Source organism: Atopobium sp. (assembly GCF_034113385.1).
Classification (GTDB): Bacteria; Actinomycetota; Coriobacteriia; order Coriobacteriales; family Atopobiaceae; genus Atopobium.
This window is the reverse complement of record NZ_JAXEXL010000014.1, coordinates 33,826-52,252: the sequence shown is the minus strand read 5'-3', so window position 1 is coordinate 52,252 and position 18,427 is coordinate 33,826. Positions and strand designations below refer to the sequence as shown.

Here is an 18,427-nt window from a genome sequence, read left to right as displayed (position 1 = left end):
GATAAGGACAACGGCTTATGACTTATTTTGTAAAACCGCATCGCCGTTTTATGCTCACGCTTTGTACACTTGTCTTTGTGCTGTTGCAAGCTTTGAGTTTTGGCGTTGTTGTTGTATATACGATAGCTGTAATACTAGCTACAAGAAGCGTGCCTGATATCGGCGATAGTGTCGATACGATTTCTATGTTACTTGTTGGCGTGTCGTCTTTTGCGAGTGTGCTTCTTCTCATGTTACTGGGGGGCAAGCGTGCTGTTGCTTTTTGCAAAGAGGATATCCTCTACACCCTGAGCAAAAGTAAGTACTTTATTGTTTTGGCCCTTCTTCAGCTGCTGCTCTCTCTTATCGCTGTCTTTACTGGAGAACAGACAATCATTAGCACCTGGCCTGCTTCTGTAGCACGTACATTCATCTTTTGTGTCTTTGTGGGTATTTCCGAAGAAGCAACGTATCGCGGCATTGTGTTAGGTGGGCTTCTTGCGCGTTTTGGCAAAACGCGTAAAGGGTTTTATGCGGGCATTTTTATTGCGGCACTCATCTTTGGCATTATGCACGTAACACCTAATACGCAGCTTACCGCCATTAATGTTGCCCAGCTTGTGCTTAAGGTAATACAAACGGGTATCTTAGGTTTGTTTTTCTCGGCATTGGCAATCCGTCGTGTTAGTTTTTGGGGTTCTGCATTCATTCACTTTTTATGGGATTTCATCTTGTTGTCCGGTGGGGCCTTGGTGAGCAAGTCGGTTGAAATAAGTTATGTTGCCAGCGGTGAAGAGGGCGTAATGGTTGCCATATATTATCTGGTTATCATCGTGCTGCAAATCCCGCTCGTTGTGAGCGCATTCCGTATATTTAAGAGCACCTCAACACCGTATTGTGGCTGGCTTTCTGATGTAGTAACGCTCGATCAGAATGGCAATGAGTTGGTAATAACCAGCCCAGAACTTGTAGCTGCAGTTAATAGTGCTGAACAGGCAACAGAAGCAGTGCTTGCTCAGTTCGATTCTTCTCTGCCGCAGGTGGCAGGTATGGCTCGCTCTGTTGGAACTGGTGCACCCGCGCCTTCTCAGGCACGTTCGGTCCCTGTGCCGCCAACAGGGTTTTATGATCTTTCAAGCCTTGAAGACCCTGCGCCTCGTGCTCAAAACACATCAGACGCTACGTCTGCTGTACCTACTGACCCACCCATCCAACAGCAGGATAACCGCCCACCTAGACCTATGGGTTTGTAAAGTATATACGCACCGCAAATACGTATACTAAGCATACGACTCCTTTGCATAGTAGCAGGGAGTCGTATGTCGTTTATAGCAACTCAAGCACCAGTTCAAACATCAGGGCAACGAGCATCGCTTTTCTCGTCATGTATGGCAGCCACGAGTGAGCTTCTGTGGCCAACTCGCTGTATTGGCTGCAATGCTCAAGGCGAACTTCTTTGCGCGCATTGTCGAGAAACCCTTGCGTGGATAAATCAGAGATGGGCGTGTTTAGATTGTGGCGCGCCTTTTGGCTGGCTTACTTGTTCTTCGTGTAATCATAATTGGGAAGCGCTGGACGGCGTGGTTTGTGCTACTTCATTTATGGGAACGTGTGCGCATATGGTAACTGCGCTTAAGGATGAGCACGAGACACGGCTAGCGGCCGTTATGGCTGCAGCAATGGCAACTGCGTTGGATGAAGCGCAGGGGTGGAAACATATCAATCTAGCAGCGCTTGATGCGGTGATGTTTGTGCCGGCTACCCATACAGCCTTTGTGCGGCGTGGCTTTGATCATATGGAGCTTGTCGCCCGCGCATTGAGTTCTTTTATAGATATTCCGCTGGTAGATGTGTTAGTTCGTCATGAGGCAGACGACCAAAGAAAGCTTAACAAAACTCAGCGTGCCGCAAACCTTGCAGGTACCATAGAGCTTATTGGTGATGTACGTGCCGCCAATGTGTTGCTTGTGGATGATGTTGTAACTACCGGCTCAAGTATGTGTGCGTGTGCGCAGGCACTCAAATCTGCAGGAATTAATCAGGTTATTGGATGCGGCTTTTCAAGAGTATGGTAGCTGCTGGTATAATGTGCTGGTCTTTCACCAGGCTGTGGTTGCGGGTGCCATAGGGCACCTTAGTCCAAGGCAGACGAGGTCAAAAGGATCCACGTAAGTTTGGGTGTGCGCACTCAAGCGAGCATGGCTCGTCCTAGAAGTAAGTCGTACCGTCCGTACTATGTAAGAGGCATACCGTCTCGCGGGCGAGAGAGTTAGTAGTAACCATGCTGTGGCATGCGCGCAAACGCTCCAGTATGCGAGTGTGGGGTCAAATACCAGGTCAGCTGGTGGGAGACAACTGATTAAACGAATACGTAAGGATTTTTGCAATGTATACAAAGCTGCGCTCCGTGTTTGCTGCATCGCTTGTTGCTCTCTGTGCAACTGGTTTAACTGGTTGTTCCATTCCTCTTGTAGGTCAGGTTACGCAAACATCCGTAACCGATGCCTACCAAGCGCAGGTTAGTGCATTGACTCCTCGCGTGTCAGATACGTCTTTGGTAACTCCAAAAACGCTTACTGTTGGATTAACTGCAGCAAGCACCACGGCTCCCTATGCTACTGCTACGGGGGATGCGGCATATCAAGGTATTGATATTGATTTGGCATCTGCGTTGGCTGAGCACTTGGGCCTGCAAGTCAAATTTGTGAGTGTTGCTAGCACAGATGCGCTTGGTCAAGATTGCGATATTGTCATGAACGTAGGTGCCCATGATACCTCTTCAGATGTGAGTGTAGTGGGTGCGTATACCGCTTCTGCAACGGGTTTCTTTACCAAGGGTGAGGGTACTGTAGCAAAAGCAACAGACATCTCTGGTAAAAAAGTTGGTGTACAAAGTGGCTCGGCTACTCAAACCATGCTTGAGGAATCTTCTCTTAAAGTGATAACACAAGAGTATCAGAGCCTTAACGAGGCTTTTGAAGGTCTCCAAAAGGATGAAGTAGCGTACGTTTTGTGCGATGTTCGTCCAGGCTCAGCATTAGCTCACAAGTATTCCAATGTAGCGTTTGCAGGCACTATTGATAGCCCCTCCTTCATGGGCGTTGCGGTTCTTAGCTCTAACACTGAGCTTATGGGTGCCTTGGATACAGCTTACAAAACGGTTGCCGATAAGGGCTTGCAAAAGCTCATACATACGCGTTGGGTTGGCAGCATGCCTTCGCTTTCTGACCAAACCAAAATCAGCGATATTTTTCTTAACGTAAATAAAACAACTACCAGCACAAATACAAATACTTCACCTACGGATACCATTACAAACTCTGGTGAGAATAACGGTTCAAGTGCTGGTTCCAATGCGGCAATTCTGTAGCATGTTGGTTTAACAAAAATAGCGCCTTGTGCCGTTTTAGGAACTTGCTTTTGCGCTCGCGCGGGTATGTCTTGTTTTAGTCGTGCCAGAAGATTTTCTCGCGAATGTACTCGTCCAGTAAAGGTACGGCAAAGCGCACCAGCCCATAGCCTGCCGGCTCAATGACGCGTTCGCGTATTAAGCTGGCGCGGTATTTGCTTGCCCAGCTTTGTGTATGCTTGCAGCGTTTGACGATGTCTGCCATTTGAGATGGCTTTTGTCCGTCGTGTGCCATTGCCTCAATAAATAGGCGTTGAGGGCTGCGTAAGCTGTAGTAAAGCGGTGCGTCAACAGCCTCAAAAAACTCTGACACTGCATCTTTATAACCAAGTTCAACATCGCTGAATGTAATTGCTGAGGCTTTGCGCCGTGCTGCTGCGCGCCACATGTAGTATCCCACTAGCTGAACCATGTAGGGATGTCCCATGCTTTTTTGAGCTGCATACTCGGCAACCTCATATGCAATTTCCAAACCAGATGCTTTGATGGTTTGGCGATACGCATCGCGCACCTCTGGTTGCGGCACCATGCCAAGTGTTCGCTGCTGAGCACGGCGTAAAAACGTTATGCTGTTCTCTTCAAGTAGGTCGTCCACCATGCTGGGTAGAGCAGCAAACACAAGGGCGAGGCCCCGCTGTTTATCGTCAGGAAGGCCCGTTGCTTCTTGGTCGCCAAGAATCTGCTGATAGAGTACGGCAAGTGTTGCAAGTTCCTCGATAGAGGATGCCTGTGCCTCATCAATCGTGATAAGCAATCCTTTGCCCGAAGCCATGGAGGCAAGTCGGGTGTTTACCAACTCACGTAACGTTTCGCCTTTGGCTCGTGCCGCCTCAACCGAGAGGCGACCAAAACTCGGACCAATCTCCATTGCGGTGACACGTGGTTTGCTGCTCCTGAGCGCTTCCGCTAAGCGGTTACAGAGGCCAGGTGAGGCCGTATCAGAAATCACCTTCCATCCTCGTTCCAGTGCAATATGCTGCAGTTCACGAAGGAGCACCGTCTTGCCACAACCACGGTTGCCAGTGAGCAGCATCAGCCGGCCGGGTGCACCAGCGCCGTTATCGAGCCCTTCTTCAAAATCTTCAATCATGGCATCGCGGCCAATTAGCACAGGAGGTCGTTTGCCAGCAGTAGGTTTAAAAGGATTGGGTACCATAAGAGCTTTTCCTAACAAGACGGTGTAAAAACTGCGCTATAAAAACGGTACGTGTGTCAATGTATACTAACGTATACTAAATTGTACCAAATATGCCTGTCGCATACCGATAGGGTCCGTAGGCGTATTTATGCCAAAATAGGTGAAACATCAACACATATTTAGGGTACGTCTCAAGTAAGAAGATGCTTACATCCGAGTAAGCATTTTTTACAAGCAAGGAGGTACATTATGGTCGATATCAAGGTATCTGGGCGTAAGACCACGGTTACTGATGCTTTACATGAAGCAGTAGTAGAAAAGATTGGTGATGCCCTTAAGGTTTTTGATATTTCTCCAATGTCTTGTGACGTTGTTTTGCGTGTAGATAAAAATCCTTCTAATCCCAATTCCCAATCGGTAGAAGTAACAGTTTTTGTTCGTGATAACGTCGTGCGCGTGGTAGCTTCATCTACCGATATGTATGTTGCAGTTGATGAGGCTGCAAATAAGGTTGCCCGTCAACTTCGCAAGTATAAGACGCGCGTCATTGATCGTCGTCAGCGCACTGCTGCTCCTAATGTAGAGCCTCAGGTTTCTGATTTATCGGAGCTGCTGGAACCTGAGGATGATGAGCTAGTTCGCGAGAAGGTCATTGATTTGTCTCCTATGACTGAAGAAGAGGCATTGGTGCAAACTGACCTTATCGGTCATGATTTCTATGTTTTTGAGAATGCAACTACAGGTCTTATCAACGTGGTGTATCGTCGTCATAATGGCGGATACGGCATTATTAAGCCTAAGATTGAGGATGTAAATGAGTAGTTCTTCCGAGGCATCGTCCGGCTCCATTATGGACTTGGCGGGTGATGATATTGAGCGTTTCCATGCGCATAGGACCTGTCACATCATTGTAGATTCGTGTGCAGACTTTGATCCTGATGTAGTCAACCAATTGGGTGTAGAGGTTATTGAGTTTCCCTACGTTATAGATGGTGTCGAGCACTTTGACGGTAGCTGGAAGTCTATGACGGCCCATGAGTTTTATGACCGCATGCGTAAAGGAGCTCGCGCAACAACTTCGGCCGTAACGCCTGGACGCTACTTGGAAGTGTTTACTAAGGCAGCTCAAAATGGTCTGCCAACGCTGTATATGGGACTAACTGGTGGTCTGTCGTCCAGCATTGATGCTGCGCGGCAGGCCGCCGCTATGGTTAAAGAGAACTATCCAGACTTTGAGCTATACGTGTTGGATAACTTGTGTCCATCTGCTGCAGCAGAGCTCTTGTCTATTGAGGTAGTGCGTCTGGCAGGCAATGGTCTTTCTGCTCGTGAGTTGTATGACTGGGCTTGTGACGCTCGCTATTTTATTCAAGGCTATTTTACGCTGGATAGTTTTAGTGCCTTGGCTGCTGGTGGTCGTATTCCTCCGGCTGCAGCTCAGGTGGGTGGCAAGCTGGATATTAAGCCTGAGCTTTCTTATGACCTCAACGGTTCTTTGACGCTACGCGGCATGTGTCGTGGTCGTAAAAAAGCCTTGCGCGCCATCATTAAGGATTTTAAAGAAAACTACTCACATGATTCTTCACTCCCCATTGCTATTGCTACCTCGGATTCCGAGAAGGACGGCGATTGGCTCGAGAAGGAAATCCGCAAGGAGCCTGGCTGCGAAGATGTAGTAATTATTCGTAGTCAAATTGGCCCTGTTATTGGTTCTCATGTGGGGCCAGGCATGGTGGCACTTGTTTTTTGGGGTGGGGATCGCCGCGAGAAGATCTCACTGACAGATCGTATTGCGCGCAAGATTAAGAACTCAAAGTAACGTTGGTTGGTAGATACTCGCAACCAGTCATTGTGGAGTAAGCATTGCTCATACTGTTGGCGGAGTAGCTACGAGCATGCATTGGTAGAGAAGAGCAGGTATATGGCACATTCAAAGATTGAGCATGTTGCTTTTATTGGTACTGGAATTATGGGCGCGCCTATTGCAGGTCATATTCTGGATGCAGGGTATAGCCTGACTGTGTATAACCGTAGTAAGGACAAAGCACAAGGTCTGATCGACCGTGGTGCTACGTGGGCATCTTCTTTTGCAGAAGCTGCTGCTAAGGCGGATGTAGTCTTTACCATGCTTGGGTATCCCACTGACGTAGAAGATGTGTATCTAGCAAATGATGGTTTGCTCAAAGTTGCTCAACAAGGCGCATGGTTGGTGGATCTTACCACCTCTGCTCCTGGCTTGGCTCGCGATATTCATGATGCAGCAGAAGTGTTAGGTATGCATGCTTTTGACTGTCCTGTTACTGGTGGCCAGGCTGGTGCAGAAGCTGGTACGCTTACTGCTATTGCAGGTATTTCTGAGGCAGATGCTGCTTTTGTAGCACCCGTTCTAAAAACCTTTACCAATAAGATTTTTTATTTTGGCGGTGCTGGCAAGGGTCAAGCTGCAAAGCTATGTAATCAGGTGTCCCTTGCTTCGTGCATGGTTGGTATGGCAGATGCTTTGGCACTGGCTCAGCAGAGCGGCTTAGATGCATCTCAAGTGCTACAAATGGTTGGCAGCGGCATGGGTTCTTCTCGTGCGCTTACTGAGCTTGGTCCTAAGGCCGCCAAGGGTGATTATCGTCCTGGGTTCTTTAATGAGCACATGCGTAAAGATCTTTCTTTGGCTTTGGCAGAAGGTCAGGATATGGACCTTGCTCTTCCTGGGGTAGAGACTGCCTACACCTTGTATGATCTTCTTTGTCAGATTAACGGTGCTCGTTTGGGCACACAGGCACTTGCCTTACTGTATGCAGAAGAAGCACAAGCCGCTGCCGCTGGCTTGGATTGGTCTGTCTTAGATATAGTGGATGAAGATAATCCCCATGAGGAATGTGGCTGTGGTCATGCCCATGAGCATAATCACGATGCAGGTCATGAATGTGGCTGTAATCACGAGCATGCACAGGGGACACACTGTCATCACCACCATCACTAGGAGTTTGTAACGTGGGCGATTCTTTACAGCAGGCCGCAGGTAGCAATATCAGTTTTGGTGTTGCCATAGTTGCCTTAGTGCTCTTTGTTTTTGGCACGGTTTTAGGTGAGCACCTTGCTGAGTCATATGGCTACAAGCTGGTTACTCGCCGGGATTACCTCTTGGCAAACATTGCATGGTTTGTGGCGGGCATTGCGCTGTCTGGTATTGTATGGGCAACGGGATGGACTACCTTGGCTGCTTTTACTTTTGGCATGATTGCTGGAGGTATGGCTGGTTTTAAGATTGCCTTTGGGGAGTCCATCGGTCCCTGGAAATTTGTGGACAAGTTTTTTAATACTAATAAGCGTCATGTAGCTGCAGCACAGGATGCTCATGCGGATGCTCGCAGAAAAGCACGGCGTGAGTGGAAAGAGGGTAAGGGCCCCGAGCCTGAACTTATGAGCGTGCAGCAACCTACTCATAGCAATGCTCATGACGCTCAAACCTCTAAGAAAGGATAAGCCTTTTTGTGAATGATGTAACTCAAAGCTCTATGGCTGTGTTTATTGATTATGAAAACCTAGCGCTTGGTACAGGTAAACGTAAGCGTAACGGCCATCAGGAACCCGGTCCTGCTCCCGAGGTTAAGCGTATTTTCGAGCGCTTGGTTGATAAGGGCAGGATTGTGGTGAAGCGCGCCTACTGTGATTGGCAGCGCTTTGATACTGCCATAACACCCTTGCATGAACTCGGCATTGAACTTATCGAGATTCCTGATCGTGCGTATACCGGCAAAAACTCTGCAGATATTCGTTTGGCTGTGGATGCCGTAGAGATGTGCCTAAACCGTGAGCATATTGACACGTTTGCTATTTTATCGGGCGACTCGGACTTTTCTCCATTGGTGTCTAAACTTAAAGAGTTTGGCAAGCAGGTAATTGGCGTAGGTATGAAGGCTTCTACCAGCTCATTATTGGCAGAAAACTGCGATGAGTTCATATACTACGAGGATATTATGAGTGCAGGGCGCATTCCTGATTTTACCGCTAAGGTTCCTGCCGAGAAACACGAGTGCTATCAGCTGTTATTTGAGACTATTGATGCCGTGCAGTCAGAAAGTGATTCTGCTATTTTTGCATCGCAACTTAAGAGCACTATGCGTCGTAAGCGCCCGCAATTCTCGGAGCGCAGTTATGGATATCGTAGTTTTACCAAACTTCTTAATGAGGCAAGCTCTTATGGTTTTATTAAAATTCATACCGACCAAAAGAGTGGGACAGCTGTCATAGACGGTTTTTGCGAGTAGGACGCGTGCACGTAGGGCAGCCTACCCATGGTGATGCTGGATATAAGCTTGTAAGGGGATTTGTATGTCTAATGTTTCGTCCGAGCAGATTGAGCAGCTTGTTGCTACGCTTTCTGGTTCTGTGCGCCGCGAGCGTCAGGAAGCAGCTCATGCATTGGCTACAGCTACAAGGCAGGATAGCTCTGCTGTGTCTAGGCACGTGGACGTGCTCGTAGAAGCCTTACACGTTCCAGAGGCGCAAACCCGCTGGGAGGTGTTGGATGCCTTATCCATCCTATGTGCTCAGAATCCTGATGAGGTAGCCGGTGCTTTTGCTGGTGCCGAGGAGTCTTTATTTGACGAAGCATCTTCTACCGTGCGTCTTTCCGCTTTTCGTATGCTTACGCGTGTGGGTGCAACTTCTGCAGAGCGCTCTCAGAAAGCATGGCCCTTGTTGGATGAGGCCATTCAGTGTTTTCATGGAGACGCAGAGTATCGTGACATGTTGACCTGCTTGCTTGAGTTTGCTCAGGGAGAGCTTGCAGATGATGTGCGCAGCGCTCTTATAGACCGCGTGTCATTTGATGCACAATCTGCTCGTGGCTACATCCAGTCCTTCTCGGAAAATATTATTGATGCTGCAAAGCGAACGCCCGCAAAAGCTGCTAAAACTACCAAGTCTGCAGCTGCCTCAGGTAAATCTACCGGCAAAAATGCAAAATCTCCTAAGGCTGATACAAAGAAAAAGACAGGTAAGCTTAAGCCTAAAGAGGATTAAATAGAGGTTATTCTCGATAGATAGATGTTCATTGGAGCTACACAACACAGTGTAGCTATCGTGTTAGGCTTATGCACTGAGTAACATCTCTATGCACGAGTTCTAATGAAAGGTATGTGTATGACAGAGCTTGAAAAGAAGACTCCTGCACTTGCAAAGAAATCTGTTTCTATGCCAGTGTGCGTCATTGCAATTGTAATTGCTCTTGTACTTGGTGGCGTAGTTGGTCACTTTGCTTTTGGTTCTATCGGTTCTGCCAGTGGTAAGACTACGTTGACCGAGAAGGACTTGGATACCACCGTAGGTACCATGACCTATGAGGGTAAGACTGAGAAGATTACTGCTCGTGATGCAATTGAGGCAACTACCTCCCTTACTGCTGCCAAGAATGATAAGGGCGAGTATAATGCTCCTTCCGCAGATAGCGTGCTTTCTGTTGCTCGTAATAAGGTGCTTGCACAGGCGGTAGAAAAAGAGGGCATCAAGGTTACCGATGATGATGTCAAGGCTTTTGCAGAGTCCACTTTGAAAAGCAGTGACTTTAAGACCTTGGCAACTCAGTATTCTATGACCGAGGATCAGGTAAAGAAGCTTGTTAAGCAATCTGCAGGCGTAAAGAAGCTTCGCGCGAAGGTTATAGGTGCAAACAATCTCACCGCCCCTACTGCTCCCACTGCTCCTAAGGATGGCAATACGGCAACTGCTTCTGCAGAGTATGCTAAGTACATCATTGATTTGTTGGGCGACGAATGGGATGCCAACAAGGGCGATTGGGCCAAGACAGATGGCGCATACTACGCTGCTCTTAAAAACGAGAAGTTCAGTGCAGATTCTGCAACCTACGCGCAGGCACAAGCTGCTTACTATGTTGCTTACCAGAAGTACTCTACCGAGTCTTCCAACATTAATGCTAAGTGGACCAAGTATGTAAACGAGCGTCTTTCTAAGGCTTCCATCCAGGTAAATTCGCTCGCTTCCTAAGTGCAGGTTTTATCATACTAAGCGTTTTGCGCGGCACGCATTATGTGCACAACAGAGACGGGAACCTTGGTTTCCGTCTCTTTTTTATGTCCTGCTCATATTGTCTGTAGTACCATTTGAGCATCAAAAGGCATTTGTGTATCAAAGGGCGAGAAGTTCAAGGAGCAGGACATGCGTGCGCTTATTAGCAAGTGTTTATTGGGCGTGGCTTGCCGGTATGATGGGGGAGCAAAGTACTGTAACGCGGTAGTAGACTTTGCTAACAAGCTCGATAAACTTACCGTCTGTCCAGAGATTGCTGCACAGTTACCCGTGCCACGTCCTCCAGCAGAACAACAAGGAACTTGCGTGGTATACAAGGATGGTACCGATGTTACCCAAGAGTTTGTAGATGGCGCACAGCAGGAACTTTTACGCACAAAGGATTTTGAGCCTACCATTGCTGTCCTTAAAGCAAAAAGTCCCTCTTGCGGAGTAGATAGGGTCTTTGACGGAAGTTTTACGGGCAATTTGGTTTTAGGTGATGGAATATTTACTCAACTACTAAAACGGGAGGGGATGTGCGTGGTTACAGAAGAAATGCTGGAAGATGTTAAGCCTTCGGTCGAGCACCCAGTTGCCATTGTTTTAGGTACGGGCCTTGGCCATCTGGCGAGTTTGGTAGCACCTGTTCGTCGTATTGATTATCACGATATTGACGGCTTTCCTATGTCGGCAGAGCCAGTAAGTGGCCATAAGTTTGAGGCAACTGTTGGCACTGTGGATGGTGTGCCCGTTGTGGTTTATCCTGGCAGAATCCATCTATATCAGGGATATAGTGCAGCTGAGGTTGTATCGCTCGTACGTCATGCACACCGTTTGGGCTGCAAGGATATTATCTTTGCTTGTGCTACAGGCGTGATTGATGGTAATGCTACTCCCGGTTTGGGCGTTTTGACAGACCACATCAATCTTACTGGTGCAAATCCTCTTGCCGATAAGGACATGTTGCGTGACCTCGATACCCCTTTTGTAGGTGTGCAAGACGCGTATTCTTTCTATTTGCGTTCCTTGGCTCAAGGCGTTGCAAAAGATTTGGGTATCAAGCTGCAAGAAGGTGTTTACGCAGGTACGCTTGGTCCTAGTTTTGAAACTGCAGCAGAAGTAGCCATGCTGCGTAGTTTTGGCGTAAGCTACGTGGGCATGTCTACTGTGTGTGAGGTTATTATGGCTCATGCACTGGGCATGAACGTGCTTGGCCTCACCCTTGCTACCAATGACGCAGGTGACCCCACCGTTAATCATGAGACCATTCGTATTCAAGCCGAGAAACACGCGGATGATTTTGAACGTTTGGTACGCGGTGTGCTTCACTTGTTGTAGTTTGTGATAAGACCTTGCATGAAAAGCGATTTATACGTATAGTTATCAGTCGCACGCCAGCTTAGCTCAGTTGGTAGAGCACCGCTCTCGTAAAGCGGGGGTCACCAGTTCAAGTCTGGTAGCTGGCTCCATGAAGAATAGCAGTTCAAAGCCTATTTTTGGCTTTGTGCTGCTTTTTCTTTACGTAGATTTTTGCCTTTTAGTCTACGGTTAGTCTACGGCACTGCATAAAAACTTGTTTTTTTGGTACCGTTGACAATGAGAAGGGTACTCACTGAACGAGTACCCTTGGCGGTGAAAGGGTCTCCACTAAACGTAGACCCTTCTGCGCGGTTAAAAGGTGGTGTCGCTTCAAACTACACCCTTGTAATGTGGCTTACATACATAAAAATGGGGTCGCGTTTCACGACCCCATTTGTTCATGTATGCACCATCCAGATACAACAGCAAAGAAATAATATCAAACTGTATCCAACACAGCGTTCACAGCGTCAATATACGAGCTTATTTCATTAAGTCCCTTAGCTACCAGCACCCTGTGCATGTCACTCTCATTTTTCAACCTACAAACAATAGACTGCGCATCATCTAGCAATAGGCGGCATGTATCTACAATACTGTTAATACGTGTATTAACGTCTATAAGTTCTAATTCATTATTCGTTCTCATTGTTACCACCGTTTGAAAAGTTTTCAATAATTTCGCTTAGTTCGTTAATTGCCTTGTTAATCTGCTTTGTTACGCCATCCATTACAGTTCCATGCTTGCAAACCATGTAAATACCTGCTGCGCATCCGCTAGAAGTGAAAGAGGGCTTTACCTGCAACATCTTTTCATCAACTTTCATCACAAAGATGGTTAACTTATTACTTACAAAAAGTGCGCGCAAATAATCAAGCTGGCAGGGGGATTGTGCACTATCGATTAAGGCATCAAGGATAGAATGTGGCGTGCTCTTTCCTGTAGCTGCAATAATTTGCGTCGCACTTGTGATTAGTTGGTCGTTTACGTCTGCCTGGTTGTTCCAAGTGTTTATACACGTCTCAAAATCAGAACTTGACTTGCTAACCTTATCATCAAGCCCGTTTATTGCATGTTGAAATGCTGCTTTTGCCCTATTGGTGATGTTGTCAGATTCACCAAAATTGTTAGTTGCCCTTGCTTTGTCTGCTGCCTTTAGCTCTGCTTTTAAAGCATTTTCAGCGTTAACATAGATTTTTAGGGCATCTGATAGCGCAATGGCTTTGGTTACTACATCCTTCTTTGTTACTTGCATCTTTTCTCCTTTTTATATGACAAGTTTGTAAACATTAACGGTTTAACCTTATTGGTTTGAGCTCGTCTAGTATCCGTCAAATGTTAGTCTTTGGTTGCTTACTTCTAAGTCAATAACGTGTGCTTTTACGTTGCTTTTTGAGTGTGTCCAACCGCTTAATGCGTCTGCTATCCTAGAAGCAAGCCTGTGAGCTTCGTGCGGGTCTTCATGGTTGTATTTCTTGACCCAGCTAGCGCCTGAATATGGGCATGTAATGACGGTAGGTAGTTTCTCACTTTGCCTGCCGTCTAATACTCTTGATATAGTATCCCAGCTGGTAGAAGTGTGTCTTTCCAGTCCTAAATCATCGACGATAAGCAAATCAGCATTAAGCCATTGCCTGCGTACTTCGTGTTTAGTTAGTTTACTGTCCCTGCCGCTATAGTTGCCGCTGCCGTCTACAATTTCCGTCATATCGCGTGCGGTAACAAAAACAAAGTTTGTAGCTTTTTCCTTTGCTTTGTCAACTTTCTGAGCCGCTAGGATAGTTGCAATAGCGGCGCTGCATGTCTTGCCTGCCCCCGTGCCGCCTGTTATCCATAGCCACGGCGTACCTATACCGTTAAACTCAACCCCCCAGCTAGTAACCTTTTCAGATACGGGATTAGTCAACTTCGGGACTGCATCGACTACCACGCGCGGGAAACGCGCACTAACCAAAATCTCGCTAGGTTCTCTGATTGTTGCTGTTTGGTTGTCTAGGAATAGTTCACAATACTTTTTAGGGGCGTACTGTGGCTCATGGTCGTACATGTATGCAAGGTTTTCTGGATATACAACAGTAGTATTTACCTCGCGGTATCTTAGCTCATTGCAAATGTAAGGACTATTGATTTTATCCCCATATACATTTTTAAGAATATACTCTGCTTTTTCCTGCAATTTATGAATACTCATTTTTTTCACCTCCGCTCTATGGTCGGTCAGTTTTTCGTTCCGTAAATGTCATGAATGCGTCTGCCATATCACTGTTGTTGGTGGTGTTAGGTACAGGCTTTTGGTTATTGGTTAATGGATGCGCGGTTATTTGTGGTACACAGGATGTACCTAAGGATGTACCTAAGGATGTACCTAAATCATTATTACTATTACCTTTTAACTGCTTATACTGTGCTAAAACATAGTTTCTAGAGCGTTCTATAGAATATTTCAACGGTATCCAGTACGGGCGTGCTTTGAGTGGCAGTACAGGTTCTGTTCCAGTGCTGTAGAAGTCCGCTACAGCACCTGTAAGAGCGTTGTACAGGCGCTGTGATAGTTCTTTACGTGCTTGTAAAAGTATTTCTAATTGCTCTGTGTGAATTGTCAAATAGGTAATACCTTCGGTTGCTCCGAGACTTTCTAAGTATTCATTTCGTTCAAGTTTTTTCTTGCGTGGCATGGTTAACCTACAAGGTTTTTACCATCGGCAGAAAAGCCCATAACCTTAAGAGCGGCGTTGGTGTCAATACGCCAAGTCTTGCCAAGCTTAACGGCAGGGATAGCGCCGTTGCGGCATAGGCGCATAACATAACCCTTGCTAAGTCCTAGCATTGCTGCAAAATCGCTTGTGTTTGCGAACATTGGCGCTTTATCATCCGTGTTGTAGCGTTTCATATATCCTCCCTAGATACAATGAAGTTCATTTCATACTATAACTATATACAACATGGCATAGCAATACAAATAATAAAGTATAGCTGCACTAGAGATTTTCAAGAATTGCTTATTACTGTTAAAATTAGGCTGTTTTAATCAGGTTAAATAGACTAGATGGTGTTATATGACTACCAACAATGATGAAAAATATATATTGCCTTATGGTAAGTTAATCCGTGTAATGGTTGATTTAGCAGGTAAAACAGCGCGACAAGTATCGCGCGAAATAGGTCGTAGCGATAGTTATATAACATCTGTAATTTATAACAGTGCACCGCCAAATACTGAACTATTGGTTGAAATTGCCCGCGCCTGTGGCTTTGAACTAACCCTTACAGGCCATGGCCATACATTCGAGATACCTACGGCAGATGAGCTAAAACAGCTTTATGACGGCTCTAGGTTGGCTATAACAACAATCACAGACCCAGATGGGACTAAATCTATAGAGGTTGAGTGGAAAAAGCTAGAAGACATAAAAAAAGAAATTGCAGAACGTAAAAAGCACGCAACGGATCGCGACAAGCGTCTACAAGAACTCAAATCAAAAAAAAGATAACCGAGACAAATAGGGTGTGTTTAGTAAACACGCCCCTTGAATTGAGATTTAAAGAGTAGGCATACCGTGCCCACCCTTGGGATGAGGTAACGATTAGTTAGTCCATCTCTTAAAAGGGGACGCACCAGGTGCGTCCCCTTTTACACAACCTTTAGTTCTGTGCGGGTTGCCCCCAGTTCAAGTAGGGGAGCAGCGTTTTTAGCTGCGTCCTTTACCGCCTCAGGGTCAGCCGCTGCGTAAACTCTTAGCGTCATTGCTGCGTCTGCATGGCCAAGAAGTGCGCTAGCTGCTTTCACGTCCGCGCCTGCCTTAATTAACCCTGTGGCGTATGTGTGGCGTAGCCCGTGAAATGTAACAATATCTCCTGTTATTCCCGTAATTGGCTCGTATCCTTCTTCATAGCCTTCTTGTAGCCGTCTGCGCTTGTCTGTAGGGTCTTTAGGATGTTTTCCTTTAGCAAGCTTGCCCCATAGGCGTTCAAGGCTGTGGGGAGTGTAAAAACTACCATCTACATAACCTATAACATAGCATTGTTCAAAGTGTTTTTTGCTGCCGTGGTTAACCTTATTATATTCGTTTTGTTGTGCTTTCTTCCATTCTGTAAGCTCTTTTATTAGCGTTTTTGTTAGCGGTATATACCTATCACCAGCGTTGCTCTTAGTACGTTTCACGTATGAGGTAGCGCCCTGCACCGAGGAACCGCGATTACCTATAGCGGTATGCACGTGAATTAACTCTGCCTTAAAGTCAACATCACACCATTTAAGCCCGCAAACCTCACTAGCGCGTAATCCGCAATGTAGGGCAATTCTAGCCCCTATTTTTAATCGAACGTTATTAGCATCATTTAGTAGTGAGTTCACCCGTCTAACACCTATAGAATCAAGCGCGTTTGGTATTGGTGACCCTATGCGCGGCAAATCTTCACGCCGTATCTTTTCTGTACAAGGATTTGTATGCAAGTCGTTGTTCTCTACGGCTCTGTCACAGATGTTAGAAAGTAGGTTAAAAGCCTTTCTAACAGTTCTAGGGGCTTTGTTTTGTGAGATTAGTCCTTGCACCCATAAGCGAACGTCTTTAGGGCTTAAATCTCGCATGGATACCCGAGAAAGTCCGTTTTCAAATACGGGCATATAGGTTAAATAGCCCCTTAAAGTTGAATCTTCTATTGTGCCCTTACGCCCTTCAAGGTCGTTTTTTACATAATCAGGCACAGACTGGGCACCGTCCATGATGGCACCGCCAAGTGCAATCCTAGCACGATTTAAAGCCGCCGTCGCTGCTCTTTTATTGCGTGTCATTGCTGCATCTGCTGGCACTTTTTGTCCTTTTTCATCCGTGAGGATGACTAGGCGCGTTTTCCACTTACTACCCAGCTGGTAACGGAACTGTGCGGCGTAAAAACGCCCGTCGGTCTTATTGGCTCTAGTTGTTAGTGAACCTTTGGAGTACGAAACCCTCATTGTTTCCCCCGTAATTCGTAGACTAGTCTACGGTTAGTCTACGGCACTGTAACGTAATTGCAGTATCGTACAAATACGCTTACGATTGTATAACAACGTATAACAACTATACAAGCAGGGGAAATACTATTTATTAGTTCCGTATAGATATGTATAAAATCATATATGTATAAACGCCTACACTCTCGTAAAGCGGGGGTCACCAGTTCAAGTCTGGTAGCTGGCTCCATGTTTGTGCAGGTAGATGGCTTATGGTCATCTACCTTTTTTGTTTTGACAAGAAGTTGCCAATAAATGGGCAATAAATCTATTCAGCATAACCAGCAAAATGGCATGAGTTTAATTATGATTCTTTGTAAGCAACTAACATAGAAGAGCCAATCCATGCTAGGCAGCTTATTCCAGTAACACCTAAGGCTAGGTATGTAAGACCGATAGCAAAGATGGCTGCATTTTGCGCATTTTCAATTTTTCTATCTTCATCAAACGATGTGTAGTGCGATGTACTAATAGAAGATTCATATATCGTTTCACGTGCTGCTTTTTCTACTCCGCCTTGTGCTACCAGAGCAAATATCAGACAAAGAACCGCCGCAACAAGTGAGCCAATAAAGACTTTTTTCGCTGTTTCAGCGTATTGTTTAATTGGGGATATTTGTGGCTCTTGCTGTGTGGGTGTGGTGCTTGGGGTACTTTCTTCCATTTTTCTCTCCTTTATTACAATAGTGCTTATTCTGACGACATATCTATCTTACCTCTATGTATATCAAAGAAACTTTAGTGACTACTGTGGAACTATTGCACAAAAAACCTGTAATACCAGCAGAGTTTTGAACTATTGAATAGCGCATTTAACAAGAGCGTGCTGTTTTGGGTATAACAGCAGTACTGTATAGTAAGCGCGCTTATGCCACCTCTGCGGATAAGCGCTTTAGATTGGAGATACTATGGCCACGCCTGACCTGCAACTTTATATCAAAACCGCTTGTCCTTTCTGCCACAAAGTTACCTCTTTTATGGAAGCTCACAACATCGTACTTCCTGTGCATAATATTTCTGAATCAGATGAAGACCGTGATTTTCTCATAGAGCATGGTGGTAAGCGTCAGGTTCCTTGCCTGTTTATTGATGGTGAGGCTTTGTATGAGTCTAGTGACATCATTGCGTACCTTAGTAAGACAGGTAACGTGGCTGATGCTACAGAAGCTGCCGACACGCCCCAAGAGGACGTAAGTGCTATACCTGAGGGTGGGAGCTGCACTATTGGTGGTGGCTGTAGCTTTTAAGGAATAGCAACAAAACGCATACCACGTTGTCAATAAATCCATTGAGTTGCTCGAGCTGCCAAGTAGGGGCTTGTCTCAACAATGGAGATAGCAAGTAGTTCTTCTCAATCTTACAAAAATTGAACTTTCTTGAACTTTTAACCACATGGTAGTGGTATTCTCACTTCAAAGTTGAACTTATGTACACAAACTTGAACTTTTTGGTAATCATAGCCTATGAGTTTGTATCATAAGTTGAACTTGTGCTTAGTTTGAACTTGTGTTTGAAGCATTG

At 46.0% G+C, this 18,427-nt stretch carries 20 protein-coding genes and 1 tRNA gene; 14 read left to right on the top strand and 7 right to left on the bottom strand.

All coding sequences use genetic code 11. The features are described 5' to 3' along the window. The first annotated feature begins 17 nt into the window (after positions 1-17). From SPD80_RS04730 to SPD80_RS04720, 3 genes are all read left to right on the top strand, one after another. Positions 18-1,232, top strand: coding sequence for a CPBP family intramembrane glutamic endopeptidase (locus SPD80_RS04730; protein WP_320828714.1), 1,215 nt, complete (start codon positions 18-20; stop codon positions 1,230-1,232). Positions 1,233-1,298: 66 nt separating this feature from the next. Then, positions 1,299-2,054 carry a ComF family protein gene (locus SPD80_RS04725; RefSeq protein WP_320828713.1) on the top strand — a complete coding sequence of 252 codons (756 nt, stop codon included), beginning with the start codon at positions 1,299-1,301 and terminating at the stop codon, positions 2,052-2,054. Between the two features lie 311 nt (positions 2,055-2,365). Next, the gene (locus SPD80_RS04720; RefSeq protein ID WP_320828712.1) at positions 2,366-3,349 is read left to right on the top strand and encodes a substrate-binding periplasmic protein; all 984 of its coding nucleotides are present in this window, start codon (positions 2,366-2,368) and stop codon (positions 3,347-3,349) included. Positions 3,350-3,425: 76 nt separating this feature from the next. Here SPD80_RS04720 and SPD80_RS04715 read toward each other — a convergent pair whose 3' ends face one another. Beyond that, positions 3,426-4,544 (bottom strand): ATP-binding protein, encoded by a 1,119-nt coding sequence (locus SPD80_RS04715; RefSeq protein ID WP_320828711.1) that lies wholly within the window; start codon positions 4,542-4,544, stop codon positions 3,426-3,428. 231 nt (positions 4,545-4,775) lie between these two features. Between SPD80_RS04715 and hpf the strand changes: the two genes are divergently transcribed. The 9 genes from hpf (at position 4,776) to SPD80_RS04670 (ending at position 12,022) form a co-directional block, all read left to right on the top strand. Continuing rightward, on the top strand, positions 4,776-5,348 hold the full coding sequence (hpf, locus tag SPD80_RS04710) for a ribosome hibernation-promoting factor, HPF/YfiA family (RefSeq protein WP_320828710.1): 573 nt from the start codon (positions 4,776-4,778) through the stop codon (positions 5,346-5,348). After that, complete coding sequence (locus SPD80_RS04705; RefSeq protein WP_414429694.1) at positions 5,341-6,345, top strand: DegV family protein; 1,005 nt, start codon at positions 5,341-5,343, stop codon at positions 6,343-6,345. Before hpf ends, SPD80_RS04705 begins: the two co-directional genes overlap by 8 nt. A 102-nt stretch (positions 6,346-6,447) precedes the next feature. Beyond that, a complete protein-coding gene (locus SPD80_RS04700) occupies positions 6,448-7,503 on the top strand; it encodes an NAD(P)-dependent oxidoreductase (RefSeq protein ID WP_320828708.1) in 1,056 nt (351 codons plus the stop codon). An 11-nt stretch (positions 7,504-7,514) separates the two neighbouring features. Beyond that, positions 7,515-8,006, top strand: a complete 492-nt coding sequence (locus SPD80_RS04695) for a hypothetical protein (RefSeq protein ID WP_320828707.1) — start codon at positions 7,515-7,517, stop codon at positions 8,004-8,006. 8 nt (positions 8,007-8,014) lie between these two features. Further along, positions 8,015-8,791 carry an NYN domain-containing protein gene (locus SPD80_RS04690; protein ID WP_320604162.1) on the top strand — a complete coding sequence of 259 codons (777 nt, stop codon included), beginning with the start codon at positions 8,015-8,017 and terminating at the stop codon, positions 8,789-8,791. 64 nt (positions 8,792-8,855) lie between these two features. Further along, positions 8,856-9,548, top strand: coding sequence for a hypothetical protein (locus SPD80_RS04685; RefSeq protein ID WP_320828706.1), 693 nt, complete (start codon positions 8,856-8,858; stop codon positions 9,546-9,548). Positions 9,549-9,668: 120 nt separating this feature from the next. Then, complete coding sequence (locus SPD80_RS04680; RefSeq protein WP_320604165.1) at positions 9,669-10,529, top strand: hypothetical protein; 861 nt, start codon at positions 9,669-9,671, stop codon at positions 10,527-10,529. Positions 10,530-10,700: 171 nt separating this feature from the next. Continuing rightward, complete coding sequence (locus tag SPD80_RS04675; RefSeq protein ID WP_320828705.1) at positions 10,701-11,891, top strand: purine-nucleoside phosphorylase; 1,191 nt, start codon at positions 10,701-10,703, stop codon at positions 11,889-11,891. Between the two features lie 55 nt (positions 11,892-11,946). Next, positions 11,947-12,022 (top strand) — tRNA-Thr (locus tag SPD80_RS04670). A gap of 525 nt (positions 12,023-12,547) precedes the next feature. Here the strand turns inward: SPD80_RS04670 and SPD80_RS04665 are convergent. The 4 genes from SPD80_RS04665 to SPD80_RS04650 all read right to left on the bottom strand — a co-directional run bounded on the left by SPD80_RS04665 (position 12,548) and on the right by SPD80_RS04650 (position 14,803). Beyond that, positions 12,548-13,168 (bottom strand): hypothetical protein, encoded by a 621-nt coding sequence (locus SPD80_RS04665; protein WP_320828703.1) that lies wholly within the window; start codon positions 13,166-13,168, stop codon positions 12,548-12,550. A 66-nt stretch (positions 13,169-13,234) separates the two neighbouring features. Continuing rightward, complete coding sequence (locus SPD80_RS04660; protein WP_320828701.1) at positions 13,235-14,104, bottom strand: ATP-binding protein; 870 nt, start codon at positions 14,102-14,104, stop codon at positions 13,235-13,237. Positions 14,105-14,120: 16 nt separating this feature from the next. Then, complete coding sequence (locus SPD80_RS04655; RefSeq protein ID WP_320828699.1) at positions 14,121-14,588, bottom strand: hypothetical protein; 468 nt, start codon at positions 14,586-14,588, stop codon at positions 14,121-14,123. 2 nt (positions 14,589-14,590) lie between these two features. Then, on the bottom strand, positions 14,591-14,803 hold the full coding sequence (locus tag SPD80_RS04650) for a helix-turn-helix domain-containing protein (RefSeq protein WP_320828698.1): 213 nt from the start codon (positions 14,801-14,803) through the stop codon (positions 14,591-14,593). Positions 14,804-14,969: 166 nt separating this feature from the next. Here SPD80_RS04650 and SPD80_RS04645 point away from each other — a divergent pair, with 166 nt between their 5' ends. Then, positions 14,970-15,404: a helix-turn-helix transcriptional regulator gene (locus SPD80_RS04645; RefSeq protein ID WP_320828696.1), complete on the top strand. Its 435-nt coding sequence runs from the start codon at positions 14,970-14,972 to the stop codon at positions 15,402-15,404. Positions 15,405-15,544: 140 nt separating this feature from the next. On the opposite strand, the gene SPD80_RS04640 is transcribed toward SPD80_RS04645, so the two are convergent. Together SPD80_RS04640 and SPD80_RS04635 are read right to left on the bottom strand one after the other, a co-directional pair. Next, on the bottom strand, positions 15,545-16,867 hold the full coding sequence (locus tag SPD80_RS04640) for a site-specific integrase (protein ID WP_320828695.1): 1,323 nt from the start codon (positions 16,865-16,867) through the stop codon (positions 15,545-15,547). 343 nt (positions 16,868-17,210) lie between these two features. Then, positions 17,211-17,570 carry a hypothetical protein gene (locus tag SPD80_RS04635; RefSeq protein WP_320828694.1) on the bottom strand — a complete coding sequence of 120 codons (360 nt, stop codon included), beginning with the start codon at positions 17,568-17,570 and terminating at the stop codon, positions 17,211-17,213. Positions 17,571-17,814: 244 nt separating this feature from the next. Here SPD80_RS04635 and SPD80_RS04630 point away from each other — a divergent pair, with 244 nt between their 5' ends. Then, positions 17,815-18,153 carry a glutaredoxin gene (locus tag SPD80_RS04630; protein WP_320828692.1) on the top strand — a complete coding sequence of 113 codons (339 nt, stop codon included), beginning with the start codon at positions 17,815-17,817 and terminating at the stop codon, positions 18,151-18,153. The last annotated feature ends 274 nt before the right edge of the window (positions 18,154-18,427 follow it).